Source organism: Algoriphagus algorifonticola, from assembly GCF_007655305.1.
Taxonomy (GTDB): domain Bacteria; phylum Bacteroidota; class Bacteroidia; order Cytophagales; family Cyclobacteriaceae; genus Algoriphagus; species Algoriphagus algorifonticola.
Genome location: NZ_VLOG01000042.1, coordinates 79,361 through 105,060, shown reverse-complemented (window position 1 = coordinate 105,060; position 25,700 = coordinate 79,361). Strand labels below are relative to the sequence as shown.

Here is a 25,700-nt window from a genome sequence, read left to right as displayed (position 1 = left end):
AAATCAAGCTTCTCCATAAAGTTTGAAAGTCATATTTCTCAGGGCCGGATTATTGACAGCATAATGCATCGCCTCGGCAATTTCTTTAGGGCTTACCCATTTACTAAAATCCGAATCGGGCATAGCCTCTCTATTTGGCGGAGTGTCAATAATACTTGGAACGAAGACATGAGAACGAATATTGGTCTCTTTGGTTTCGGTTGCTAAAATTTCTGCCAAAGACACAATCAGCCTTTTACTCATAGCATACGCGATTGTAGCAGAAGCATCTTCCAATTGTAGTGCAGGACGGGCACCTACAAATAAGAATGTTCCTTTTTGTTGCTTTTTCATAAAGGGCAAGAATCCCCTTACCAGGTGATATGCGCTAAAAAAATTGAGAGAAAACATTTTCTCAAAATCAGACTGCTTGGCATCCTCAATAGATCCCATTGCAAATCCTCCTACTATCATGGCCAAGGCATCCAACTCATTGTATTGAAGCTGATATTCCTTGACAAACTCGGCCACAGACTCCTCATTTGTTACATCTACTTCGTAGCTATCATCCGCATCTTCCACTTCCTCGTCTTTCCCTGGTTGAAGTAATGCGATAACATGATATCCTTCTCTTTTAAACTTTTCTACAACAGCTGAACCTAAGTTTCCGGCAGCACCGGTAATGATGATATTTCTACTCATATGCTAAAAACACGATTGATTATTGCTAAAATTAGGCTTTATTTTTCGATTAAGTTATGAATCACCTAAAAACTAGTATACGAACCAAGGAGAATAGAAAGCGCTGGAACTTCGCCATCAAACTGATTCTCTTGATTTTACTGGAATTTATTTATGAAGGGGAAACATATTTGAGACCTCTTTTGGATAACTATTCCCTCCTAAATCATGTAATCAGAGCATTGATATTTCTGCTCAGTGCAAACTTGATTATCTCCTTAGGAAGGATCATTACATTAAGACTTTACCTCCAAAAAACAGCTGAAACCAAAGTCCTCCCAAACTTTGTGGTTGGGATTGGAAGGATCTCCGGAATACTCAATTCTCTGGCACTCCTCATTTCACTGATGTTAGCATTTGGCATTCGACCTCTTGAGTTTCTGACTTCTATCACCATTGTAGCGGCAGCGATTGCATTATTGACAAAAGACTACATCACCAGTATTGTCAATGGTTTGATCATCATGTTTTCTGAGCAACTGGAAATTGGAGACAAAATCAACATCGGAAAAAATACAGGATTTATCCGGGATTTTACCTTAATGAATATGGTCTTAAAAAGTGAAACGGGAGAAATTATTATCATCCCAAACTCCATGATACTCACTACAGACGTAATCAATTACTCCAAAAACAATACTCACCAAGTGGTTTTTGATGCAGAAATGCCCTACTCGACAGATCTTCAGTTGATCAATTTGGAAGAAAAATTAGGCGAAGTATTGAAGCAGTTTTCAGACTATGTGATATTGGAGGGTGCTCAATTGAATGTGCTGGAAAGAAAGTCAGACAATGTCTTGGTCCGCTATCAATTCCCTATCAAATCCGGTGAGAAATTGGTTGAATCTCAAGTGAGAAAAACCATCAATCAGGCATTCCTAAATTGGAGTAATGAACACAGAAAAGCCTAATTATTTTGATCTTGTCTATCAGGTAGTCAAAGAGATACCTGAAGGCAGAGTTTGCTCTTATGGGGCCATTGCCAATTATTTGGGCCTAAAAAGTGGTGCCAGAATGGTAGGCTATGCCATGAATGCCGCACACACTTTACCAGATGTACCTGCGCATCGTGTGGTCAACAGAAACGGCTTACTCACGGGTAAACATCATTTTCAAACCCCCACTAAAATGCAGGAGCTTTTAGAATCAGAAGGCGTTCAAGTTGAAAATGATCAGGTGCAAAACTTCGAAAACCTTTTTTGGGACCCAGAAAAAGAACTCGGATTTTGATCACTTTTTGATTCTACCAAGATAGAGACCCAAATACATCAGGAGCCCATTCAGGATCAAAGCTTCAAAGCCAAACTTGTATCCCCAGAGCCATTTTTCAGAATTATAACTGATCATAAAAGTCAGTAATGGAGCCATTATTGCCATTAAGGGAACCCAACGATCTTTTACCTTCAATTTTGTAAACAGCCCGAATGCATAGAGCCCCAATAAGGGCCCGTAAGTATAACCGGCTATGATAAATACTGAGTTAATCACACTCTGATCATTGATCCAATGAAAGATCAGAATGGCAATAAACATCACGAAGGTAAATGCAATGTGGACTCGCTTTCTAATGGCAACTCTCCTTTCCTTAGGATACTTCCGTTCTATCTCTAAGAAGTCAATGCAAAATGAAGTTGTCAAAGCTGTCAGTGTAGAATCGGCACTCGAATAAGCTGCAGCTGTGATGCCTAACACGAAGATAATCCCGGCAAAAGCGGAAAAATGCTGAGTGGCCAAAAGTGGGAATAGCTCATCTGTTTTTGCGGGTAATTGAACGCCTTTGGTTTCAGCGTAGAGGTAAAGCATCACACCCAGAGAAAGAAACAGCAAATTTACAATCACCAAAATGATAGTAAACCAAAACATGTTTTTCTGTGCATCACCAATATTTCGGCAAGTAAGATTTTTCTGCATCATATCCTGATCCAAACCTGTCATGACGATGGTTATAAATGCGCCTGAGATAAATTGCTTGAAGAAATTGGTTCCGGCTTTCCAATCCCAATTAAAAATTTCCGAACGAGAATCTTGAGAAACCGCGGTGAAATAATCGGAAATACCGGAGAAGCTTAATTCATCCCCAACTAGCTTGATGCACACAAGTACTGCCAACAGCATAAAAAAGGTCTGAAGCGTATCTGTCCAAACTACCGTCTTGATCCCTCCTCTATGCGTGTAAAGCCAAATCAAACCAACAGTGATCAAGACTGAAACCCAAAAAGGAATACCTAAAGAGTCAAATAAAATCAACTGCAAAACGGAAGCAACCAAAAATACTCTCAGCGAGGAACCTAAAGTTCTTGATAAAATAAAGAAAAAGGCACCCGTTTTGTATGACCAAAAGCCAAATCTATCTTCCAAATAGGAATAGATGGATACTAAGTTAAGTCGGTAGTAAAGAGGCAATAAAACCTTGGCAATAGTGAAATACCCAAGGGTATATCCCAAAACAACCTGGAAGTAATAGAAGTTAGAATTACCTACCTCTCCGGGAACCGAAATAAAAGTCACTCCAGATAATGAGGCGCCAATCATACCAAAGGCAACCAAAAACCAAGGGGATTGACGGTCACCGGTGAAAAAAGTATCTGCTGTGATTTTTCTGGATGTAAACCAAGAGATGAGAAATAACATCAAAAAATAACAGGAGATAACAAGCAGTACAATTTGGGGATTCATAGCGCATCGTTGGTGAGTCGTCAAATTTGTCTAATATTCTTAATTTTGCAAAATGATTGAAATGAGTACACCTTTCCCTCAGGTAGAAAAAGAAGACGTATTAGTAGAGGAATTACTGGACCTTGAGTCTCATGATCTGGTGGTATTCAATGACGATGTCAACACCTTCGATCATGTAATCAATGTGTTGATTAGAGTTTGCAAACACACAAGAGAACAGGCCGAACAGTGCACAATCATCATCCATTACAAAGGTAAATGCGCTGTAAAAAAAGGAAGTCAAGAAGAGCTAAAACCTATGTGTGAAGCTATCTTAGATGAAGGTATTCAAGCCACAATAGTATAAACATCACCCTGTGAATTTTCCTTCCAAATTAATTGAAGATGCAGTAACCGAAATTTCCAGATTACCTGGGATCGGAAAAAAAACTGCATTGCGCTTGGCTTTACATCTGTTGAAGCAAAGTGAAGCACATACTGAGGCCTTAACTCTTGCATTATCAAGAATGAGGCAGGAAATCAAGTATTGCAAAATCTGTCACAATGTTGCCGATGAGGAGGAATGCAGTATTTGCAAAAGCCATAGAAGAGATGGCACCATCATCTGTGTAGTTGAAGACATGAGAGATGTGCTCGCCATAGAAAATACCAATCAATATCAAGGAAAGTACCATGTGCTTGGCGGCGTAATTTCCCCCATTCAGGGAATCGGTCCAGAGGATCTTAAGATTGAATCTCTAATCAATCGGATTGAAAAGGCTTCCGAATCCGAACCAGTAAAAGAGGTTATATTAGCCTTAAGCGCAACCATGGAAGGGGACACCACGGCCTTTTATTTGGCAAAGCGCCTGAAAGAAAAAAGGGTATCAGTCAGTACCATAGCAAGAGGAATACCAGTGGGAGGCGAATTAGAGTTTACAGATGAGGTCACTTTAGGCAGGAGTATTATGACAAGGATAAATTACAACACCGATTAATTTTTGTTTGGGTAATTGAATCCTCAGCTTATATTTGCAATCCGTTTGGGGGATTAGCTCAGCTGGCTAGAGCGCTACACTGGCAGTGTAGAGGTCATCGGTTCGACTCCGTTATCCTCCACTCAAAGCTTCACAGAAATGTGGAGCTTTTTTATTTTCCAATTAGCTCATCTGGATAGTGCGTCCCGCAATCATGCGAGAGTGTCATTTAGTTTCAATAATCCCTCATCAATGTTCCCTAGAGATATCAGGTTAAAAATTTGACTTCACCTTTATCGTGAAAGTTTTCATTTTTAAGTAGCATTAGGTTGGATACATCCGTCTATATTACAGATCATACTCCCTGCTTTCTGTGAAAACCCTACTTGTATTAATTTGCACCCTATCCTTAATTTCTTGCCTTAACGAAAGACCATGTCAAAATTTTGAGTTGGGTGAAACTTATGAATTCCCATATCTGGAAAAGCTAACTCATTGCACAGAGCCTATTACTATTACATTTTTGGAATTGAGTCAAGACTCCCGCTGCCCGGAAAATGTCACCTGTGTATGGCAAGGATTGGCGCAGATCAAAATATTGGTTTCTGTCAACGGACAAGAGCAGTCCTTTGACTTAAGTACCTATCCGCCTCATCAAGGTATTCCTTCAGAAATTTTTTATTGGGGATTCAAAATCTCATTAGTGGACCTCAAACCCTATCCAAATACCACTAAAAAATATAGGCTTGAGGACTATCAAGCCTATTTACTCATTGATAAGGTGGAAGAGTAATTGTATCTTCCCCTATGAATTCAAGCAAAGCTACTTCCTGGTCATTTCTACTTCTTTTAATCCTCTTTACTAGCTCTTGCGCATGTAATCCTGACAAAGTTGTAAGATTAGTTTTTAGCGGAATGGAAAAAGTAATGGGAAAAGGGTTCATGCCATCCGACGAAATTCGAGCTTTAGGAGATTTTCAAAACCTGAGTGTTCAGCTAAGCAAAACTTCCACTCAGGATGGTGAGCAAAGCACCATTTTTCTCCTTCTAGAAAATGGAGATCCACTTCTTATTGGAAAGCAACCTGAGATTTTAGCCCGAAAATGTGCGGAAATTTATGTCAGGGATTTTGAAAATGCCTCAGAATATCAGCAAATTACTGTGCAGTTTATTCAGAGAGATCCAAATAACCCTGATAATTTCGCCATGCAAGAGTATGAATTTCAGGTAGCTGATTTCTTTTCTAACCCTCAACCCTAACCAAATGAATATTCCTGAAGAATTTAAAAAACCACCCCAAACACTTGGTGATTGGGTTATCAATGTGCTAATCTCAAAACTTCCTCTCATAGGATTTATCATGCTGATCGTATGGGCTGTGGACAAAGACACAGAGCCTAATAAAGCAAATTGGGCAAAAGCGGAATTAATCATGAAGTTGATCGGCTTTGCAATAGCTGTGATTATCATTTCAATAATTGGTTTCAGTTTCTTTACCCATTTTGCAGATGAGGTAGATTGGTCACAGATTGATTAATGAAGTTTAAAGCTATCTGTACCGACATTGATGGTACACTCCTGAATTCCGAGAGGGATTTATCTCCTCGACTCAAGAAGGTCATAGAAGCCTTTTCTCCAGAAATACCATTGATTCTGGCAAGTTCGCGCATGCCTGATGCGATGCGGCATTTGCTGAGAGATTTGAATAGAGAAAAACAACCATTGATTTGTTACAATGGAGGCTTTGTCATTGATTCCGATGGAAAAGTCGTGGATTCAGTGGAGATTCCTCTTCACCTAGTTCAAAGAATCTTAGAATTAAGTCAATCCACCAGCATTCATATCAGTTTGTACCAAGGTGAAAGTTGGTTTGAACCCAAAGAGGATTATTGGTCAGCCAGAGAAATCAAAAACACCAAAGTGACTCCAACATGGAAGGACACCACTTTGGTTTTGAAAGAGTGGGAAAACTCGCATTCAGGAGCTCATAAAGTCATGTGTATGGGAAACTCGCAGGAAATAAGTTGGCTTTTTGGGGAACTACACTTCCTCTATGGAGACCAACTCCATTTGTACAGGTCGAAAGACACCTACATAGAAATTGCTCCCAAAAAGATATCTAAGGCAACCGCTTTACAAATGATTTTGAATAAGTACTATGATTTCGGCATGGGGGATGTAATAGCCTTTGGAGATAATTATAATGATATTGACTTGCTACAGTCTGTCGGCTGGGGAGTGGCAGTTGGCAATGCGAGACCGGAAGTGAAAGCAGTAGCTAAGGAAGTCACACTTCACCACAAGGAAGATGGAGTCGCTGCAGTTTTGGAAAAACTTATTAGCTGATTTTTTCAGTTTTTTGACTTCAAATTTCTGAATTACAGAATTCCTGAACCATCCTCTACATCTTCGATGGCCTTGGCTAAAAAGTTATTGAAAGGCTTCATCTTCCTAAAACCATCTAAGGCTAAATTGATAAAGTTACCTGAGTTTACATCTTTTTCAGCAATCGGGCGGGATACAGTGAAACTTTTCAAACGGAGATATTCTATGTAAGGATGATCCGCTTCATAATCTCTGGGACTGGTTTTCAACTTATCTCCCTCAATACCAGAAAACAATTTTTTAAACTCTGGGTCAGCCTCTATTTTTTGCAATTCAGCTCCTGAGTAATCAATTTCCTTTCTAATCTTTTTCAAGGTCTCTGCCATAGGCATCCAGATGCCTCCTGCAAAAAAAGAGTTTCCCGGCTGAACTTGCACATAATATCCGGGCCCTTCTGATTTTTTTCCTTTCGGGGAAAAGTAAGCACCAAAATTGGTCTTATAAGGATCTTTATTGGCAGAAAATCGAATGTCCCGGTTTTGCCTGAATACACAATCCTTTGGTTTGAATGCTGATAATTCAGGTTCAACTTCAGACAATTGCTTCAAGATCACTGAAACATCTTCCAAAAATTCCGCTCTCGTCTCTTGATACCACTTTTTATTGGCATCCATCCATTCTTTGTGATTGTTTTCAGAAAGAGCTGAGAGGAAAGAAAGGTAGGGTCGCATGAGAAAGCTAAATTTTGAAAGCTAAAGGTAGAAGTATAAATGATTTAGATATAACTGTATTTGGAGGTATGAAGTTTATGCTTTTGGAGAAATTGAACTTTTTGATAAATTACACGTGTTTAATTTCTAAAGTCTACACGTGTCATGAATACCAAGTTAACTCTCACCCTTGAAAAAGACGTGATCAAAAAAGCAAAGGAATATGCTTCCCAACAAGGTCAAAGCTTATCATCTTTGGTGGAAAATTATTTTAGGATTTTAATACTCGAGAAAAAGGAAAATCCTATACAAAAGGGAAGGAAGACGCTACCAGAAAGTTTTTTAAAATTAGAAGGATGCCTTAAGCATGAAGGAGAATTTGATTACAAAGAGGAGCTGACTAAAGCATTAATGGAAAAGCATGGACTCTAATATTTTTTAGATTCCGACGTAATATTAGATTTCCTTTTGAAGAGGGAACCTTTTAATGTACCGGCAAGGAGTATATTTGGCTTGGGATATAATGGTGAAATCCAAATTTTTCTTTCATCATTGACAGTCGCTAATGTACATTACCTTCTAAGAAAGTTTTATGGAAATGATGGAGCATTAAAAAAGGTTTCCGAATTGGTAAGCTTCTGTAAAATCCTCCCTGTTTCCGAAAAAGAGATTTTTGCAGCAATGAAAAGTGGGTTTTCTGATTTTGAAGATGCTATTCAGTACTTTTCAGCTGTTCAAAAGCCGGAAATCAAAGCTATTATCACTCGAAACTTGGCTGATTATAAAAAGTCTCAAATTCCGATTTTCACGCCCGAAACTTTCCTTTCTAGCTTCAAATAAAATCAACTAAGCCTTCCAATTTCATCCCCCGGCTGCCTTTTATTAAAACTCGCTTCTCGAGGTTTGTAACCTCGAGAACTTATCCAAGGATTTGAAATCCTCTTTTAAAAAACAGCTTTTTCACCCAAAAACAGCTAAATCTAAAGGCCCTTTTCTAATTCCTAAATAGTCCCCTGCACTACTCATCAGATAATCCTCAGGCTTTTCTACAATACCAGCCCGAACCGGATTTTCATGAATATAATTAGCCTTAATTTCAAAAAATGAATTCGAAAAGATCTCTTCACCATGATAACCCTTCTCCCAGAACCAAATATGGTCTTCAAATAATAATGTCATCGCCAACCATTTTTTCCTGCTTTCTTTAGGGTTTTCCATAATGGCCTTATAAATCATTTTAGAAGTATATTTTCTTAAATCTCTAATAATATCAGAAAGGTTATTATTCTTGGATCTAATAATCATGTGGCAATGATTGGTCATTATAACCCACGCAAAAACTTCTAAGCCCTTATATAGCTGACAGTATTTTAAACTTTCTAGAAAAATTTCAGCATAACACTTTCGAGAAAAAACATCTACCCATTGATGCACCGTAAAAGTGACATAATGGACAGCTTCTTGATCTTTTACAATATACTCTCGTCCCATCACAAAAAATTAAACAAACAGCCAACTATTAAAATACTATTAGTAGTTAAATAATCAATTGTAAAAAGATTGAAAATCTTAGGATAAGTCCTCGAAATTTCAAATTTCGAGGAGCTAGTGGTTTAAATGAACTCCACCAAACCTTCCAATTTCATCCCCCGGCTGCCTTTTATTAAAATCAGATAATCTTCCAATTGACTATCCTGAAGCCAGTTTCTAAAGGAAAAAGGATCGGGGAAATACAAAGCTTTGGGGGCTTTTTCCAAGGCAGACACGACCAACTTTCCCGTGAAGCAAACCTTGTCAATTTCATACTCGCTCACAATTTCTCCTAGCTTTCTATGCTCCTCTTCCGCATGCTCACCCAATTCAAACATATCACCCAAAATGATCATCTTATGCTTTTTCCCTCGCATCATTCCAAAGGTTCGGATGGCCGCCTCCATAGAAGATGGATTCGCATTGTAAGCATCTAAAATGATCAAATTGCTTCGCTTCTCCACCAACTGAGAACGCATATTGGATGGCTTGTAATCGACTATTGCCTCCACAGCTTGATTCATGTCCACGCCAAAAAACTCCCCAACTGTCAAGGCAGTAGCAATATTTCCAAAATTGTAAGCACCTATCAGAGATGAAAGAAAGATCTCCTGATTTCCCCCCACAGAGAACTTTACAAATGGATCAGCTCCATGAAAAAAAACCTCACAAAAATCACCTTTGGCAGGATACAAAACAGGCTCCTCAAAGCGCTTGATCATATTGGACAAAATCGGGTCCTGCGAGTTGATAAAGACAGTTCCTTTATTTTCTCTCAAATGCTGATAGAGCTCAGTTTTGGTTTTCAAAACTCCTTCTGGCCCACCCATTCCTTCCAAATGAGCCTTACCAATATTGGTGATAAACCCATGAGTTGGCTCTGCGATTTCGCACAACTCTTGTATATCTCCCTGCTTGTTGGCTCCCATTTCAACAATCGCCAATTCATGGCTTTGATTTAAGGTCAGTAAAGTCAGAGGCACTCCAATATGATTATTCAAATTACCAACAGTAGCTAAGGTCTTAAATTTGGTTCTCAAGACTGCATTCAACAATTCCTTAGAGGTGGTTTTCCCATTGCTTCCGGTCAATCCGATAACCGGGATATCAAACTGATGTCGGTGATAGTTGGCTAATTTTTGTAAGCAAACTAGTGCATTTTCACAGATAAAATATCGCTCATCATCCTCCTCAAAGTAGGCTGCTTCATCGACCACCACCGCCGAGGCGCCCATTTCCAAAGCTTTTGAAGCAAACTCATTGGCATTGAAATTTGGCCCTTTGAGTGCAAAAAAGATATTTCCGGGATCTATTTTTCGGGTATCTGTACTGACTCCTGTACTTTTTAAAAAGAGTTGATAAAGGATGGCAATGTTCATAAGCTTCAGAAATTTCACTCAAAATAAAGCAATCATTACATCTTTGAAGTCATCTCTTCGTATTAAATTTAGTCTTCGGAATCAATTGCCTTTATGAGATTTATCCTTTTTGCCTTTTTATTTTTCAGTTCCCTCTATACCAGCGCCCAAGCTGTTTTTTCATTTGATTCCAGCAAAAGCATTAGTCAAAACAATGAAATCCTCCCCGCAGGTCTTGGTCCGGGGATCAATTCCGCACAAATTCAAACTATTGACCTGACTAATGATGGAAAAGATGAATGGGTTGTATGGGACATTAATTCACGCTTACTAAGCGTTTTTGAAAAAAATGGAGAAGATTTCATCCATAAACCCGAATTGACCTATTTATTCCCAACTGATATCAGTGGTTTTTTGGTTTTAGCGGATTTCGATCAAGATGGGAAAAAAGACCTTTTTACCTCCACTCCGCTTGGGATTAAAGTTTACAAAAACAGTTCTACAGGCAATCAGATCTCTTGGACTCTCGCACAAAATTTCCTAAGGCTGGATGGGGCTGGAAATATTCCTGCAAATAATCTGGACACTCCTTTGATTCAGGACTTGGACAACGACGGGGATTTGGATTTGGTCATTTTCAACTTTGCTCAAGGCGACTACTTGGAGTTTTATAAAAACACTTCCGCAGAAAGAAAAGGCAGTCCTGATGTGGATGGCTTTGCTTTTCCTGAAAGCTTCTGGGGAGATATCAGCTTTTGCAGCTGTGAAGGAATCAATTTTGGAACTCGCTGCGACGGTAACCCCATCAATTTTAGAGAAAAGCCAGAACCTAACCGTATCCAACACGCCGGTGGGCACAGCATCCTCTATCAAGATTTTTCAGGAGACGGGATTTTCGATTTGGTATTGGGAAGAAGTGAATGCAGCGTATTGTACTACCTAGCCAATCAAGGTAGCACCAATCAACCTGTTTTTTCAACTTTTTCAAATACCATCCCAGAATATGGACCGCTTCCTGTATTTCCCATATTCCATGTCGGAAAACAGATAGACGATCAGCTGATCATCTCATTGAACACTAATGAAACTTCGGCTCCATTCCAAATTGATTTTTCCAACTCCATCGTAGCCCTTTCCAAAAATTCAAGTTCACAAAATCCTATTCTCCAAAACCAGCTTTTGGATTTAGGGGAAAGCTCAAGGCCGTTTTTTAAAGGAAATGTATTTGCAGGAGAATTATGGATCAGTGCCAATAAAAAAGCAGGCAATAAAGTGAGAGGTGAGCTTTCTAGATTAAGTTTCTCTGGAAATCAATTTCAGGTACTCAATTCAGATTATCTCAATCTGTCCAGTTTGGACTTACTGGACCTGCAAGTCATAGAGTATGGAAGTGTCAAAAACCAGTCTTACCTTTTGGTTTCAGGCCAGCGTACTATCGATGGAATACCATCCCAAGTCTTGCTCCGAAATCAGGGAAGTAATTATCCGGATTTTAGTCTTACTGGCTTATCGCTTCGGGTTGGCGATCAACTCACGTTTTTTCCCTATCAAGGAAAAGATCAGTTACTTATAGCTTCGCAAAATGGCAGTTTAACACTTTATGAAGTAGACTTGGAAGGGAAGACTGCCAGTTTAAAAAGTAATAATTTCTTGGGCTTCCAGGACAATCCTGCTAATCGAAACCTCAGTGTCGCAGTTAGAATTCAGGAAAGGCCAGACTTATACAGTTCGGATCAGACTGGGCGTATTTTTCTGGTCAAAGACATGATGAACTCGGAAGTTCGCGAGGAAGTTCTAGTCAAAATTGGAGATCAAAATATCCCATTCAGACTGGGAAGAAACACATGGATTTCGATTGTCAACCCCGGATTTGATGAAAATGCAGATCTGATCCTTGGAAGTCGGGCCGGTGGAATCTCCTATTTAAAAGCTGTCAATTCCAGCTCAGGCGAAGAGGAAGAATTTTTAGCGAAGGTATACCCCAATCCTTCATCAGGACCATTTAAGGTAATTTCCAACAAGCCTGGGAAAGCAAGACTTGTCAATGCAATGGGACAAATCTTAATAGATAAAATAGCTATTCTTGCAAATAGGGAAGTCGAAATCCAGGCTCAAGCCCTTCAGCCTGGACTTTACTTTTTACAATTAGAAACTCTCGATAGAGAAGTCCTAGTAAAGAAAATCCTAATCAGGTAATCGACTTTAGGAATTCCTGAATTGAATAAATAGAACTAATAGCAGATTCTGATACTTCCTAACTGCTCTATATAAATTAGAATTTACAATTTTAAGTTTTTCAGTTTTCATTCCTAAGTTTTTCCATTTGTCTCAATGCTTCAAATCATCTAGCTTAGGGTCAGAATTATAAATCCAATGAAAAAAATATTCTTATTCCTTTTTGCAGCCCTATTTGCATGGGCTTGTGCTTCGGGGCCTGAAAATCCCGCTGACTCCGTTTTAATCAACGGAATAGTCTACACGGTAGATGAATCTAACCCCAAGGCAGAGGCAGTAGCTGTAAAAGACGGCTTAATCCTGGCTGTTGGCACCACTGCTGAAATTCAAGAATACATAGGGGAAAATACAGAAGTCATTGACCTGGAAGGTAAAACCATGACTCCTGGCTTTATCGAGTCCCATGCTCACTTGATGGGAATCGGCTACAACAAGCTGGAGCTGGACCTTATGTATGTCAAAACCTATGATGAACTGGTAGAAAAAGTCGCGGAGGCAGTTGCCAAGGCCAAACCGGGAGACTGGATTACCGGGCGGGGCTGGCATCAGGACAAATGGATCCAAAAGCCCGAGAAAATGGTCAAAGGTTTCCAAACCAATGAGCCTTTGAATGCAGTATCCCCCGATAATCCTGTTTTCCTCAGACATGCTTCTGGCCATGCTTCCTTTGCCAATGCAAAAGCATTGGAATTGGCTGGAATCGCCAATCTGAAAGGTGAAAGACCTGGAGAAGTAGAAGGTGGTGAAATTATTGTAGATGACTTGGGAAATCCAACTGGCGTATTGACTGAAAGAGCCTCCAATCTGGTGGCAAGATTAGTACCGGAAGAAACACCCGAAAGAGCCGAGGAGGCATTGACTTTGGCTTTACAGGAATTGGTAGAAAAAGGAATCACTTCTTTCCATGATGCAGGTTCCGGTCAAGATGTAATCGATTTGGTTCAAAAATTTAAAGACGAGGGTAAACTTATCGTTCGTCAATACATCATGCTTACCGGCCGTCAGCCGGAGCTTTTGGAGGAATGGTACAAAAAAGGTCCAATGATAGACTCCGAAGATCACTTACTGACAGTACGTTCTATCAAGCTAAACTGTGATGGAGCTTTGGGGCCAAGAGGTGCCTGGTTGCTGGAAGACTATGCTGACAGACCGGGGCATCGAGGCCATGAGACCTTGCCGATGTCTGTAGTAACTGAGGTATCTGAAAAAGCCTTGCCGCTTGGTTTTCAGGTTTGTTCACATGCCATCGGTGACCGCGCTAATCAGGAGATTTTGGATCGCTACGAGGCCGCATTTGCCAAATTCCCTGATGCAACCGATCACCGATTCCGAATTGAGCATGCCCAGCATTTGCATCCGGATGATATTCCAAGATTCGGAGAATTAGGTGTGATAGCGGCTATGCAGGCCATTCACTTGAGTTCTGACAGACCCTGGGCGATCGATCGCTTGGGTGAAAAACGTATCATTGACGGGGCTTATGTATGGCAGAAGCTTTTCCAAACAGGGGCAAGAATCTGTAATGGAACCGACGCGCCCGTGGAGCCGGTAGATCCAATCCCTTCTTTTTATGCATCCGTAACCCGCAAGACCTTGGAAGGACTTCCTGAAGGAGGCTACGAAGGCGATCAAAAAATGACCAGGGAAGAAGCGTTGAAGTCCTACACCTTAGACGGTGCCTATGCCGAGTTTGAGGAAGATTTCAAAGGCTCGATTGAAGTGGGCAAGGCGGCTGATTTCACCGTTTTTGACCAAAATATCATGGAAGTACCTGAGGATGATATTTTAAAAGCAAAGGTTGCTATGACGGTAATGGGGGGAAAAGTAGTATACAAGAGGTAGTAGGCGGTTTGGGAATTCAGAATTCTTAAGTCAGAAATCTGAAAAAGTTAGAGACCTGTCATTGCGTTTGAGCGGAGTGACAGGTCTTTTTTTTAGAACTTCTCAAGGCAACTCCACTTGATTGGACCTTATCCGTTTCAGAAAATTCGAAGGTTTTTTTGTTTTATGCCCCAAAAAGCACAAAAAGGCTTTTTTACGTTTAAAAATATCCAGAATTGAAAAACCTCTATTCAGAAACTTTCGGTTAAGTATTTCGTTGATTGTAAAAATAGTTTGCAACTAACGATTCACGCCATGGAAAATAATTTTGTGAAATCCGTTCTCACCATATTTTTAACATTATTCATTAGCATTTCTTTAGCCCAAAACACCCAAGAGTCCCGAAACTACTTCCCTGGAAACTATTCCAATCAGCCCATCATCACTTTAAAAGAAGGGTTTTTAAATCAAACCACCTACTACCTTGACGGAGAGAAATCAAGTCCCAAACAGGTTGCTGCCTTGATGAATTCAGTACAAACTGAAAAATTTAAATTTACTCCTTACCAAAAAAAGAAGAATTTGGGCATAGGCCTCCTGCTCTCGGGTCTAGCAGTGAATACTGGATCAATCGCTTACCTAGTTACCAATGAAATCACCCCGGCCAATGTCCGCCCCTGGTTTTGGGTGACTTTTGGTGCAGGAGCCTTGCAGGCTACAGGGAATATCCTGATACGGGACGCCGACAGAAGAACCCATCGCAGCATCAATGATTTCAATGCTTATCATTATTCGGGAGGTGTGAATGCATTTTTAAGTATGGATGTAATGGATAGTTTTTTTGGCCCTAAGATCAACATCTATGAAGGCCCTATGGTTCTGGAAAAAGATCAGGTTTTAGCTCGCTTTCAATCTAATCCGGAGGCTTTGCAGCTTTATAAGCAGGTTCTGAAAAGAGAAAAAGTGAGCACAGTAGCCAACGTAGTCAACTCAGCTCTCGGAATTGGAGTTTTCTTTCTGGCGGTTGGTTTCGAATCCCAGTCTTCCAGCCAGAATGATCTGCTGATTCCCTTGACATTCACTGGAGTTGGGCTGAATATTTTTTCAAGATTTTACGAGCGAAAAACAAGGAATCTAACAAGAGATGTTCTTTACAAGTATAATTATCAATAGCCATAACTGATTACAACTGAGCGAAAACAAATTGATCTAGGGAATAAATTTGAAGAATCTCCTTATTTCCAAGTGCAATTCATTTTTAAAGATGCAACAGGATTGCTTTTTTTAACCATTCTTCCCAATTTCTAATCGACTATGTTCATTTTTCCCTAATTTCCTGCTTAAGAAAAAAAGAATCACAAATGATCAGAAAAAGACTACTCACACTCTGGGCACTTTTCCTTTTTGCCAGTATGGCAATTGCCCAAGACAGCAAACCCATTACTTGGAAAGACATCCCTACCTGGAAATACATGCCGGGTTCAGCTTTTGAAATCTCCCCTGATGGCAAATGGACGGCCTATGGATTAGTTCAACTGGAAGGGGACGGAGAAATCATCCTCCAAAAAGTTGGAGATGAATCCTCCAAAAAAACTTTCAAAATCGGCTCCACCAGCTACCCATCCATGCAATTCAGCGAGGATGGAAAGTGGTTTGTCTTTACAGAGTACCCCACCTTTTCCGAGAAAAAAGCCAATGAAAAAAGCAAAGGCAAATCCTTAAAAAACAAGGCTATTCTAGTCAAGTTGGGTACGGATGAAAAGAAGGAGTTTGAAAACGTGAGCAACTATGCTTTCAATGGAAAAGCTTCCTCTGTCTTGGCCATCAACCTTTCCAAAGAAGGCAATGGAGATGCAAGAGGCTCGGATTTATTGATTTATCATCTCAATTCCGAAAAAGCTCAAAACCTCGGAAATGTAGCTGACTTTTCATTTAACAAAGCCGGAAACTATCTAGCCTACACGGTAGATGCAGCCAACCAATCCGGAAATGGCTTGTATTTGATGAATGTGGCAGCCAATAGTATGCAGATCTTGGATTCTGATAAAGCTTCCTATCGTTCCTTGGCTTGGACAGAAAAGGGGGATGCTTTCGCAGCTTTGAAAATGGTCAAAGACAAAAAGTACAAGCAGGACAAGGGACAAGTAATCGGAGTGAAAAATCTGGCTTCCCCTCAAGTTACCGTTTACAATCCTGAAAAGGACTCTGTCAATTTCAATCAAGCCTACACGATCTCCCAAAACAGAAGACCCATATGGTCGGATGATTTGACTCGTTTGTTTTATGGCATCCACCCTTTGGAACTGGCAAAAAAAGAGGAGGCCAAAAAAGAGCTGGATCAAGATTCGGTGAAACAAGCTGAAGCTACAGCCATGCAAAAAATCATGGCCGATACGACGATCAAATCGATTTCCGATTTACAAAAAGCCATCTCCAAATTGGACTCTGGCAAGGTAAAAAGCAAAAAAGAAAATGATGCAGACACCCCGGATATGACCATCTGGCATTGGAACGACAGTCGCCTACAATCCAGACAACAGGTCATGATGAATCAGGACAAAAATTACAGTTTCTGGGCTATGTATGATGTGAATGCCAAGAAGCATATCCAATTGCAAGACAGCAGCATGAGAGATCTGAACATTCTGGATAAGCAGCGCTATGCTTTGGGGTCCGATCTGCAAGCTTATGAATTGGATGGCAATCTGGATGGACAAAGCTATCGTGATTTTTACATCGTAGATCTAAAAACCGGCGAGAAAAAGGAACTTTTCAACAAGTTTTATCTCCCTTCCTATTCTTCCTATCCACGTGAATCTCCGGACGGGACGAAGCTGATTTACGGACTGGACGGGCATTTTTATATCTATGATATTCCTACAGCTCAGAGTAAAAACATCACAGAAGGGCTTCCTACCACTTTTGTAAATACAGAAGACGATCACAACGTAGAAAAGCCCATGAACGGGGCATTGGGCTGGAGTTCAGATAGCAAGTACGTGATCTTGAGAGACGGTTGGGATATCTGGCAAGTTCCGGTAGGATCTGGTAAGGAAACAGCCATCAATTTGACCGTCAACGGCAAGACTGATCAGATTCGATATCAATATCGCTTTGGATTGGATCCTGAGGAAAAAGGCATAGATCTCAGCAAGCCAGCTTATATCCGTATGTATGGAGAGTGGACCAAGAAATCAGGTATTGCTCAGCTTTCTCCTGCGAAAAAAGGAGGAATGACTCCGGGAGCAAAGGTTTTGATTTGGGATGATGTCAATGTGGGAAATCTATCCAAGGCCAAGAACGCAGAAACCTATTATTTCTTCCAAGAGAAATTCAACGAGCCTACTCAAGTTTACTTGACAGACGCATCCCTTTCTGATCCCAAGCAAGTCACCAACAATGCTCCGGATGCAGAGAAATATGCCTGGTCTGCCGGAACTATGCTGATCGATTATGTCTCTGACAAGGGTGACAAATTGCAGGGTACGCTGTTTTTACCTGCAGGCTATGTAGAAGGGCAAAAGTATCCTACTGTGGTCTATTACTACGAAAAGCTATCTCAAACCCGTCATAACTGGTCTAACCCAGGATACAGCGGAACAGGATGGAACCCTAACGTATATACTTCCAATGGATTTGCGGTATTCATTCCAGATATCGTGTACAAGCTTGATGATCCGGGTATGTCTGCAGTTTGGTGTGTGATTCCAGCAGTCAAAGAAGCCATCAAAACCGGGGTGATAGACGAAAAGAATATCGGTATCCATGGTCACTCTTGGGGAGGCTATCAAACTTCTTTCCTGATTACGCAGACGGACATGTTCAAAGCCGCTGCTGCCGGTGCACCATTGACCAATATGATCTCCATGTACGATTTGATCTACTGGAATTCAGGCGGAGGAAATATGTCCATCTTTGAAGCCTCGCAAGGCAGATTCAGAGGCGGTCCTTGGGAAAACTGGGAAGCCTATGAGCGGAACAGCCCGGTGTACCATGTGAAAAATGTGACTACACCGCTATTACTCTTGCACAATGACAAAGATGGTGCAGTGGACTTTACTCAAGGAATCGAGTACTATTCGGCCTTGAGAAGATTGAAAAAGCCCGTCGTGATGATGCAATACAAAGGCGAGAACCACGGTTTGAGTAAACTGGAAAACCGCAAGGACTACAGCGTGCGGATGATGGAGTTTTTTGACCATCACTTGAAAGGTGAGGCAGCTCCTGACTGGTGGAAAAGCGGGGTGAATTTATTGGACTTGGAGGAGCATTTGAAGGGAAGAGCTTTTTAGCAAGTCAGAAAGCTTAAGTATGAAATCTAAAAAAATCCGCCGATCTAGAAAGGTCGGCGGATTTTTATTGGACTAAATTAGGCCAGCATTTTCTAATTCCTTTTTTTGGTCATAGTAAGCTTTCAATAATTGGTCATCGCTTGGTGGCTCAACTATTCTTCTTTCCAATGGCATAGAAATCTCAGAGAGAGCAAAACGAACAACTTTAAGTTCAAATTTTTCACCAATTTCCAAAGGCCTTTTTAACCAATCAAGGTATACTTTCTCGCCATCAAAGCCACCTAAATTAACTTGCAATTCTTTTCGATTCTGATTAAAAATCGACTCAAAGATGGCACTGAACACTCCATGTTCTAAGCCGAATACAACCTGTTCTTTTCCACTTTTAAATTGAAAAGCACAAATCTTCTCTCTTTCCTGTTCAGCCATTTTCATCTTTAATTAAACCTTTCTCCACCAGTCTTTTTTGAAGGTTTCTGAAAGACCAGAGTTTTGCCTCCCAAACTTTTTTTTCGTCTTCTATATAGCTATACCTTTTTGTTGGCTTTGTTGCATCATTTGTTTCAATAACCCTTATTTCAAGCTTATCTCCCTCCTTTAAATTCCATTGCCCCCAAACAGAGCGAAAATCCAAATCATAGCTTGAACCTGACACAGAAAGATCTAACTCATCTCTATCTTTGACTTTTACCCTTGTAAGAATCAGAGAGGTACTCCCTGTCTCGGCAGCTATTATTTTTTCGTCTTTAAAGCAAATCTCAAATCCAATCATGATTTTTTTATCCACTTTCTAATAGGTTAGTAATTAATTAGAATCCTCACTAAATTCATTTTGAAATTTAAGTTATGAAATGCCCATGAGGAAAAATCTCACACAACTTGTTCCGAACTTGTTTCGGGAGGGGGATGATTATCCTGGGCATTCCATCTGGCCTAAAAAACTAATTATAAACAGATGAAATGCCCATGAGGAAAAATCTCACACAGGGGGATGATTATTTTGGGCATTCCATCTGACCTCTAAAAATCAAAATATAAACAGATGAAACTTCAAATAATTTCAGCATTATTTACTTTGACCGTTGGCATAATGACCACCTCCCATGCCCAGCAGGATTTAGGCTTAGAAAGGCAACTTTTAGTAAAGACTTCCCCTTTAGCTTTTTTGGAACCTGAAACGATTGTTCTTCAAGGTGGCCTAGAATACTTTTTCAGCAACAAAATCAGTATTCAGTCTGAGATAGGTGTGAATGGAGGGATTTTTGGAATTAAAGCTGACCGAGGAAAAAATGAAGATTTTAAACTTTGGCGAACTAAGAACGAGCTGAAATTTTACACCAAAAAGAATTATTGGGCTCTCGAATTTTTCTTTGTCAATAAAGACTTTACCCGAACCGATGATAAATACAACCATACCGGGCAAACTATTTATTATGATCAGGCTAAGATTCAATTCCGAGTTTTTGGAAGTGGAGTCAAATTTGGCAGACAGGTCTATACATCAGAAAACATTCTGATTGACTCTTTTGGAGGACTTGGATTCCGTGGACGCTACCGACAGATCAGACAGGTAGAATTAGCCGAAAATCAAAGCGGAGAGTTCTTAGAAAACTTCTTCGGCTTTGGGGATCGCTATCGGTTCGACGGATGGGACTCCGTTCCTCATCTGACCATTGGCATCAAGGTGGGAATTCTGCCAGGGAAATAAAATGCGTCTGGGTTTATTAAAAGCGAAACACCTTTAATCTGACCGTCTACTCAATCATCCATCAATCCTGAACCATTCCAGGTGAGCATTTCCTCCTCGGCTATTTCCAATGCCTTTACTACGGCTAAAAGACTCAGAATATTTGGATCAGTCGCATGATCAAAATCACTGCTTTTAAATGAAAATAGTTCTCCTTCCTCGAAAAGCTCATCTACATCACTGAATTCTGAATTCATTGCCACATTCACCAATGCCGTAAATACCTGGATTTTTGAGCTTTCTATGGTCTCAAAAGCTTCTTTTACTTTTTTCTGATAGCTCATATGAATTTCAATTTAAGTAATCCTTCCAAGTTGGATTTACTTCTTCTACAGCCGCCAAGGAAAGAAAATATTGATATGCTCTTCGAAACTCTTTTTTATATTTGGGATTGACCTCCAGAGGAAACAGTCTGAAAATGGAATATTGCTCCAATAACTTTTCGAAAGCTGTAGGAAAATCTGAAAAATCCTCAGAATAATTTACACCTTCTATCTTCTCAAACTCATAACTGGGTTCAAAGTCAAAGTAGCCCGATTCATCTGTTGTGAAAAAAAAGCGATCCTCATCTCCTCTTTTGAAACGGTAAAAGCTAAGTGATCCTCCTTCCGACCCGACCTCACAGATCCGCTCAAAATCCAAATTGAACTCTACATCCTCCAAAACCCCCATAAAAACTAGCTCGGTATCTTCTTTGGAATTCACAGAGGGATAATAATCGGATCTCGCTTTTTGAATTCGTTCCCAAGCAATCTCTGCATCTGTGGTAAGCATAATAAGTTCCGTTTCTATGCGAAGGGACTTAGCCTTTTTCAGCATAGCGTGAAGCCCATCATCAAAGCCATCCGTATGATATTCCACGACCACATGTTCCCCATCCATTAATGCAAAAAAGGCCTCTGTGCATGATTCATTGATTGCTTGAAGCTCAAGACTGCTGTTCTCCATGGCCTCGTAGCTCCCAAACAGTTCTCTGGCTTTCCTGGCTATGTTAAAAACACATACTTGCTCTTTTCCGGCATAATACTGTTCGATATAGGTACTTTTCCCTACTCCTCCAGGACCGGTTACAAAGGTGATTTTCATAGACTTTCTTATTTATCTTGAGCATAATTCCACATAACAGTCCAGATATCGTGATAGGCACTCAACTTATCCCGTTGCTGTGGAGTCTGAGCGATTGCATTTTTGAAATTGGGATAATCGATATCCTGGACTTGTTTGGCAATTAAAGCCACCGCTTCCTGCTTGCTGATAAATACTCTAAATCGATAATCCCCATCTGGCGTTTCTATAATAGAACCTTCATGAAAAATCGCTTCCAAGTCCTTTCGGACTCTCGCTCTGACTACTACCTGATCCGGCTTTTCACGATGCTGAACCACCGACAAAAAGCCATTTTTACTGGCTATCCACATAATTTTACCGTTTGATTACGTAGATAAATTTACTCAATAAAAAACTTAGCAAATAGTTTTTGACACTAAGTGTCGTTAAATAGTTTGAATTAAAAGAGTACTAAAATTAAACTAAAACTTCTATTGAGATGCAGAATCAATCTTCAAAAATTCTTTTCCGTTCCAAGCCTCTAAATCCTCCTTGGCAATCATAATACTTTTGAGCAAATAGCTCAGGATGTGAATATTCGGATCACTTGCCCGGTCAAAGTCGCTTAGCATAAACTCCAGACCTTCCATCTCCACCAAATCCTTGATGTCTTTAAATTCGCCGGATAAAGCTATTTCTTTCAAAGACTGCATGACTTCCTGTTCCACGAAGTCTAAATTTTCAAATGCTTTTTTGACAAAAGCTTGGTAGATGAGATTTTCCATAGCCTGAAAATTAAAGGGCTATGAATTTACATTCCTTTTTTCTGATTTTCAATGAGTTGACAAAAATTGTCATAGAAAAATATTCTATCTAGGAACATATTTTTCGTTTTCACAAAAAAAGAAAAAACATGGATTCAATCCTCATTTTTTTTATTCCTGAGTCATTTAGGCGAAATTGAAGGAACAAACCAATTTTTCTAAGGATGGAAATTCAAACTTTTGACTCAATCATCATCGGTTCCGGACAAGCCGGAAATCCCTTAGCTTTTTTTCTAGCTTCAAAAAAGCAAAAAGTAGCCTTGATAGAAAAGGGCAAACTCGGCGGAACTTGTGTGAATACTGGTTGCACCCCTACCAAAACTTATGTCGCCTCTGCAAGGAGGGCTTGGGAGATCAATCATGCATCTGAATTGGGGGTTTTTACGGAAAAGAATCCATCTATTTCTTTAGAAAAAATCTGGAAAAGGAAAGAAAAAATCATCTCCTCCTCAAGAAATGGGATTCAAGACGGAATTGAAAGCAATGACAATATCACTCTTTTCAAGGGTATCGGAAAGTTCACAGGCCCCAAAGAAGTAGCTGTTGGGAATCATAGGCTAAAAGCCGAAAAGATCTACATTAATGTTGGTGCCAGACCCAGAATTATTCCAGGATTTGAGGAAGTTCGATTTTTTACTAATGAAAGTATTCTTGATTTAAAGGAAGTCCCTCAGCATCTCATCATCATTGGAGGAAGCTACATTGGGTTGGAGTTTGCTCAGGTTTTTAGAAGATTCGGTAGTAAGGTAACTGTATGTGAAAAGGGACCACGAATTATCCATCGGGAAGATGATGATCACTCGGAAATGATTCAGCAAATTCTGGAAACTGAAGGGATACAGTTTGAATTAAACGCCAATTGCCTCTCAGGAAAAAACTGGGGAGATTCCCAAGTGGAGGTTCAGATGGATTGCGGAGGGAAAGAACGAAAAATCCGCGGTACCCATCTATTGCTTGCAACAGGAAGAATCCCCAACTCAGACTTATTACAGTTGGAGCTTGCTAGAATTAATCAGGATAAACACGGCTATATTGAAGTAGATAATTTCCTACAAACCAATAAGGAAGGGATCTTCGCCTTGGGAGACTGCAATGGTAAAGGAGCCTTTACGCATACAGCTTACCATGATTTTGAGATTATAAAAGATCATATTTCAGGAAATAAAAAGAAAAAAGTCAGTGATCGCATTCTCAACTATGCCCTGTATGTTGACCCGCCTTTTGCTCGGGCTGGAATCAATAAATCAGAGGCTTTGAAAGCTTCTAAAAAGTACCTCCACGCTGAAATGCTGATGAAAGATATAAATCGGGCTAAAGAAAAAGGAGAAACTCAAGGCAAAATGGAAGTTTTGGTAGAAAAAAGTACTGGCCTCATTGCTGGAGCGATGATATGCGGAACAGGTGCAGATGAATTGATAGGAATATTTCTAACGGCTATGTATGGCAAAATCAATTATGAAATTCTGATGAATTCTGTCCAAACTCATCCCACCGTTGCCGAATTGATCCCCACTCTTTTACAGTCTCTACAACCGCTGGACTCATGAATATTTCAGATAAAATTTATGCAATCATCAATCTTTTGGTCTTAATAGGATTGATCTATTGGAATTACACAGTCAATACGCTTGGAATAAATGGGAATACGGTAGGATCGCTCAGCAGGGAATATGAAAATCTCTTTACGCCGGCTTCCTACGCTTTTTCTATTTGGGGCTTGATTTTCCTGGGTTTAACAGCACAGGCTATCTTTTTGATCAAATCCTCTTTTACAAAGAATCAAAGCGATTTCATACCCAAAATGGCTCCATTTTTAATCATTGCCAACCTGCTTAATGGAGCTTGGCTTTGCTTTTTGGTTGACTGAGCAAACGGGGATTAGCGTACTGATAATGATAAGCATTCTGGGCGCATTAATCTTGGTTGTTTTAAGACTGAATATGGAGCGTTGGCATGCTCCAAGAACTATCATTGCCTGGATTTGGTGGCCAATTTGTCTTTACTCTGGATGGATTGCGGTAGCTACCATCGCTAATTTTTCAGCCTATTTAGCAAAAATAAATTGGACGGGAGGATTGGATGAACTCACTTGGACCCTGATAACGATACTAGTCGCCACGGCTTTAAATCTGTGGATGATTTATACCAGAAATATGAGGGAATTTGCCTTGGTTGGGGCTTGGGCTTTGATAGCCATAGCGGTAAGGCATTGGGGAGCAATTCAGGAAATTCAATGGATTTCTTCCGCCGGAGCAGTTACTATCATCTTGTATGCAGGAGCACACGGTTTTAAAAACAGAACAAGCAATCCTTTTTACCCGAAAAACAAGCTTTAAAACACTTAAAATCAAAAGATAACAGTGAAAAACGACATTAGCGTTTTTTCTCTCTTTTTTTCAAAAAATAAATAATCGAAAAGACTGAAATCATCGGATTTTTTAATTCTATTTTTGCGGAAATATTCAAAAGAATCTTTAACCCTTTATTCAGTTTACTATGGTAATTTCTCTGATTCTTTTGGTGATAGGTTTAGTCTTACTGGTAAAGGGTGCCGATTGGTTGGTGGATGGCGCATCTGTACTTGCCAAGAAAAAGAATGTTTCTGATTTAGCCATTGGTTTAACCATCGTTGCCTTTGGTACTTCCGCTCCCGAATTAATTGTAAATGCAATAGCTGCAACAGAAAACTATCCTGAAATAGTTTTTGGTAATGTTATCGGCTCTAATAATTTCAATCTTTTCATGATTCTGGGAATAGCAGGGCTAATCACTCCCCTTGCCGTTCAATCCAGTACAGTATGGAAAGAAATTCCCTTTTCTCTTTTTGCGGCCATATTGATACCTGTTCTTGTGGGTTCTTTATTCTATGATTCAGGATTTGAATTAGGGAGAGTTCAAGGCTTCATTTTATTGGCCTTTTTCTTGGCATTTCTTTATTACGTGGCTACCCAGTTGAAACAAGACCCGGAAGCAACATCAGGCGAAATCCCTCCTTACTCAAATCTGAAAATTTGGAGTCTAATTGTTTTGGGTTTAGCAGGATTGGTTGGTGGAGGAAAGTTGGTGGTAGATAATGCAGTCAGCATGGCTCAGACATTGGGAGTAAGCGAAAAAATCATTGGTTTAACCATCGTGGCAGCAGGTACTTCCCTACCCGAACTGGCAACTTCTGTTGTAGCCGCCATGAAGAAAAATGCAGATATAGCCATTGGCAATATTGTAGGCTCTAATATTTTCAACCTTTTACTCATATTAGGCGTAAGTTCCCTCATTCGCCCACTGGAGTATAACCCATCATTCAATATGGATATACTTTTATTGAGCGGTGGAACCATCTTTCTATTTCTTGCCATGTTTACCGGCAAGAGAAAAAAGTTGGATCAATGGGAGGCATTATTGCTGCTCTTGGCATATTTAGTATACACAGGATTCCTGATTAGCGGAGAAATCTAATTTAAA

29 protein-coding genes, 1 tRNA gene and 1 pseudogene are annotated in these 25,700 nt (G+C 40.0%); 20 read left to right on the top strand and 11 right to left on the bottom strand.

Going from position 1 to position 25,700, the window contains the following annotated elements:
• Positions 1-3 precede the first annotated feature (3 nt).
• Entirely contained in the window at positions 4-681 is a 678-nt protein-coding gene (locus FL972_RS11115; protein ID WP_091655493.1) for an SDR family NAD(P)-dependent oxidoreductase, read from the bottom strand.
• A 56-nt stretch (positions 682-737) separates the two neighbouring features.
• On the opposite strand from FL972_RS11115, the gene FL972_RS11110 reads away from it, so the two are divergent.
• Complete coding sequence (locus FL972_RS11110; RefSeq protein ID WP_144605476.1) at positions 738-1,631, top strand: mechanosensitive ion channel family protein; 894 nt, start codon at positions 738-740, stop codon at positions 1,629-1,631.
• The gene (locus tag FL972_RS11105) at positions 1,612-1,950 is read left to right on the top strand and encodes an MGMT family protein (protein WP_091655495.1); all 339 of its coding nucleotides are present in this window, start codon (positions 1,612-1,614) and stop codon (positions 1,948-1,950) included. The genes FL972_RS11110 and FL972_RS11105 overlap by 20 nt, the downstream gene beginning before the upstream one ends.
• On the opposite strand, the gene FL972_RS11100 is transcribed toward FL972_RS11105, so the two are convergent.
• Positions 1,951-3,396, bottom strand: a complete 1,446-nt coding sequence (locus tag FL972_RS11100) for a sodium:solute symporter (RefSeq protein ID WP_144605474.1) — start codon at positions 3,394-3,396, stop codon at positions 1,951-1,953.
• Positions 3,397-3,457: 61 nt separating this feature from the next.
• Between FL972_RS11100 and FL972_RS11095 the strand changes: the two genes are divergently transcribed.
• From FL972_RS11095 to FL972_RS11065, 7 genes are all read left to right on the top strand, one after another.
• Positions 3,458-3,742, top strand: a complete 285-nt coding sequence (locus tag FL972_RS11095) for an ATP-dependent Clp protease adaptor ClpS (RefSeq protein WP_144605473.1) — start codon at positions 3,458-3,460, stop codon at positions 3,740-3,742.
• Positions 3,743-3,752: 10 nt separating this feature from the next.
• Positions 3,753-4,373 carry a recombination mediator RecR gene (gene recR, locus FL972_RS11090; protein WP_144605472.1) on the top strand — a complete coding sequence of 207 codons (621 nt, stop codon included), beginning with the start codon at positions 3,753-3,755 and terminating at the stop codon, positions 4,371-4,373.
• 47 nt (positions 4,374-4,420) lie between these two features.
• Positions 4,421-4,494, top strand: a tRNA-Ala gene (locus tag FL972_RS11085).
• 231 nt (positions 4,495-4,725) lie between these two features.
• Positions 4,726-5,145 carry a hypothetical protein gene (locus FL972_RS11080; RefSeq protein ID WP_144605470.1) on the top strand — a complete coding sequence of 140 codons (420 nt, stop codon included), beginning with the start codon at positions 4,726-4,728 and terminating at the stop codon, positions 5,143-5,145.
• A 14-nt stretch (positions 5,146-5,159) separates the two neighbouring features.
• Positions 5,160-5,612 (top strand): hypothetical protein, encoded by a 453-nt coding sequence (locus FL972_RS11075; protein ID WP_144605468.1) that lies wholly within the window; start codon positions 5,160-5,162, stop codon positions 5,610-5,612.
• A 4-nt stretch (positions 5,613-5,616) separates the two neighbouring features.
• Positions 5,617-5,889: a hypothetical protein gene (locus FL972_RS11070; protein ID WP_091655500.1), complete on the top strand. Its 273-nt coding sequence runs from the start codon at positions 5,617-5,619 to the stop codon at positions 5,887-5,889.
• Complete coding sequence (locus FL972_RS11065; RefSeq protein ID WP_144605467.1) at positions 5,889-6,698, top strand: Cof-type HAD-IIB family hydrolase; 810 nt, start codon at positions 5,889-5,891, stop codon at positions 6,696-6,698. The genes FL972_RS11070 and FL972_RS11065 overlap by 1 nt, the downstream gene beginning before the upstream one ends.
• 32 nt (positions 6,699-6,730) lie before the next feature.
• Here FL972_RS11065 and FL972_RS11060 read toward each other — a convergent pair whose 3' ends face one another.
• A complete protein-coding gene (locus FL972_RS11060; RefSeq protein WP_144605465.1) occupies positions 6,731-7,408 on the bottom strand; it encodes a DUF2461 domain-containing protein in 678 nt (225 codons plus the stop codon).
• A 144-nt stretch (positions 7,409-7,552) separates the two neighbouring features.
• On the opposite strand from FL972_RS11060, the gene FL972_RS11055 reads away from it, so the two are divergent.
• Together FL972_RS11055 and FL972_RS11050 are read left to right on the top strand one after the other, a co-directional pair.
• Positions 7,553-7,819 (top strand): DUF6364 family protein, encoded by a 267-nt coding sequence (locus FL972_RS11055; RefSeq protein WP_091655503.1) that lies wholly within the window; start codon positions 7,553-7,555, stop codon positions 7,817-7,819.
• A gap of 15 nt (positions 7,820-7,834) precedes the next feature.
• Positions 7,835-8,227 (top strand): annotated as a pseudogene (locus tag FL972_RS11050) (PIN domain-containing protein); the annotation flags it as partial.
• Positions 8,228-8,347: 120 nt separating this feature from the next.
• Here FL972_RS11050 and FL972_RS11045 read toward each other — a convergent pair.
• The gene (locus tag FL972_RS11045) at positions 8,348-8,878 is read right to left on the bottom strand and encodes an REP-associated tyrosine transposase (protein ID WP_144605462.1); all 531 of its coding nucleotides are present in this window, start codon (positions 8,876-8,878) and stop codon (positions 8,348-8,350) included.
• Positions 8,879-9,000: 122 nt separating this feature from the next.
• The gene (locus FL972_RS11040) at positions 9,001-10,296 is read right to left on the bottom strand and encodes a UDP-N-acetylmuramoyl-tripeptide--D-alanyl-D-alanine ligase (protein ID WP_144605461.1); all 1,296 of its coding nucleotides are present in this window, start codon (positions 10,294-10,296) and stop codon (positions 9,001-9,003) included.
• A 93-nt stretch (positions 10,297-10,389) separates the two neighbouring features.
• Here FL972_RS11040 and FL972_RS11035 point away from each other — a divergent pair, with 93 nt between their 5' ends.
• The 4 genes from FL972_RS11035 (at position 10,390) to FL972_RS11020 (ending at position 18,623) form a co-directional block, all read left to right on the top strand.
• On the top strand, positions 10,390-12,471 hold the full coding sequence (locus tag FL972_RS11035) for an FG-GAP-like repeat-containing protein (RefSeq protein ID WP_144605460.1): 2,082 nt from the start codon (positions 10,390-10,392) through the stop codon (positions 12,469-12,471).
• Positions 12,472-12,648: 177 nt separating this feature from the next.
• The gene (locus tag FL972_RS11030) at positions 12,649-14,352 is read left to right on the top strand and encodes an amidohydrolase (RefSeq protein WP_144605458.1); all 1,704 of its coding nucleotides are present in this window, start codon (positions 12,649-12,651) and stop codon (positions 14,350-14,352) included.
• A gap of 294 nt (positions 14,353-14,646) precedes the next feature.
• The gene (locus tag FL972_RS11025; protein WP_144605457.1) at positions 14,647-15,504 is read left to right on the top strand and encodes a hypothetical protein; all 858 of its coding nucleotides are present in this window, start codon (positions 14,647-14,649) and stop codon (positions 15,502-15,504) included.
• Between the two features lie 188 nt (positions 15,505-15,692).
• A complete protein-coding gene (locus FL972_RS11020) occupies positions 15,693-18,623 on the top strand; it encodes a S9 family peptidase (RefSeq protein WP_144605455.1) in 2,931 nt (976 codons plus the stop codon).
• Positions 18,624-18,695: 72 nt separating this feature from the next.
• Here the strand turns inward: FL972_RS11020 and FL972_RS11015 are convergent, their stop codons facing one another.
• Both FL972_RS11015 and FL972_RS11010 read right to left on the bottom strand, forming a co-directional pair.
• Positions 18,696-19,052 (bottom strand): hypothetical protein, encoded by a 357-nt coding sequence (locus FL972_RS11015; RefSeq protein ID WP_144605454.1) that lies wholly within the window; start codon positions 19,050-19,052, stop codon positions 18,696-18,698.
• Positions 19,045-19,410 carry a hypothetical protein gene (locus FL972_RS11010; protein ID WP_144605452.1) on the bottom strand — a complete coding sequence of 122 codons (366 nt, stop codon included), beginning with the start codon at positions 19,408-19,410 and terminating at the stop codon, positions 19,045-19,047. The genes FL972_RS11015 and FL972_RS11010 overlap by 8 nt, the downstream gene beginning before the upstream one ends.
• 255 nt (positions 19,411-19,665) lie before the next feature.
• Between FL972_RS11010 and FL972_RS11005 the strand changes: the two genes are divergently transcribed.
• Positions 19,666-20,331 carry a DUF3575 domain-containing protein gene (locus FL972_RS11005; protein ID WP_144605450.1) on the top strand — a complete coding sequence of 222 codons (666 nt, stop codon included), beginning with the start codon at positions 19,666-19,668 and terminating at the stop codon, positions 20,329-20,331.
• Positions 20,332-20,381: 50 nt separating this feature from the next.
• Here the strand turns inward: FL972_RS11005 and FL972_RS11000 are convergent, their stop codons facing one another.
• The 4 genes from FL972_RS11000 to FL972_RS10985 all read right to left on the bottom strand — a co-directional run bounded on the left by FL972_RS11000 (position 20,382) and on the right by FL972_RS10985 (position 22,202).
• Complete coding sequence (locus tag FL972_RS11000) at positions 20,382-20,654, bottom strand: hypothetical protein (RefSeq protein ID WP_144605449.1); 273 nt, start codon at positions 20,652-20,654, stop codon at positions 20,382-20,384.
• Positions 20,655-20,661: 7 nt separating this feature from the next.
• Positions 20,662-21,456: a DEAD/DEAH box helicase family protein gene (locus FL972_RS10995; RefSeq protein ID WP_144605447.1), complete on the bottom strand. Its 795-nt coding sequence runs from the start codon at positions 21,454-21,456 to the stop codon at positions 20,662-20,664.
• 8 nt (positions 21,457-21,464) lie between these two features.
• The gene (locus tag FL972_RS10990) at positions 21,465-21,788 is read right to left on the bottom strand and encodes a hypothetical protein (protein ID WP_144605446.1); all 324 of its coding nucleotides are present in this window, start codon (positions 21,786-21,788) and stop codon (positions 21,465-21,467) included.
• Between the two features lie 120 nt (positions 21,789-21,908).
• Complete coding sequence (locus FL972_RS10985) at positions 21,909-22,202, bottom strand: hypothetical protein (RefSeq protein WP_144605444.1); 294 nt, start codon at positions 22,200-22,202, stop codon at positions 21,909-21,911.
• A 203-nt stretch (positions 22,203-22,405) separates the two neighbouring features.
• Between FL972_RS10985 and FL972_RS10980 the strand changes: the two genes are divergently transcribed.
• From FL972_RS10980 to FL972_RS10970, 4 genes are all read left to right on the top strand, one after another.
• Positions 22,406-23,788, top strand: a complete 1,383-nt coding sequence (locus FL972_RS10980; protein WP_144605443.1) for a mercuric reductase — start codon at positions 22,406-22,408, stop codon at positions 23,786-23,788.
• Positions 23,785-24,108 (top strand): hypothetical protein, encoded by a 324-nt coding sequence (locus FL972_RS19525; RefSeq protein WP_222116028.1) that lies wholly within the window; start codon positions 23,785-23,787, stop codon positions 24,106-24,108. Before FL972_RS10980 ends, FL972_RS19525 begins: the two co-directional genes overlap by 4 nt.
• The gene (locus FL972_RS19520; protein WP_222116027.1) at positions 24,077-24,577 is read left to right on the top strand and encodes a hypothetical protein; all 501 of its coding nucleotides are present in this window, start codon (positions 24,077-24,079) and stop codon (positions 24,575-24,577) included. Before FL972_RS19525 ends, FL972_RS19520 begins: the two co-directional genes overlap by 32 nt.
• A gap of 160 nt (positions 24,578-24,737) precedes the next feature.
• Entirely contained in the window at positions 24,738-25,694 is a 957-nt protein-coding gene (locus tag FL972_RS10970; RefSeq protein ID WP_144605442.1) for a calcium/sodium antiporter, read from the top strand.
• Positions 25,695-25,700 lie beyond the last annotated feature (6 nt).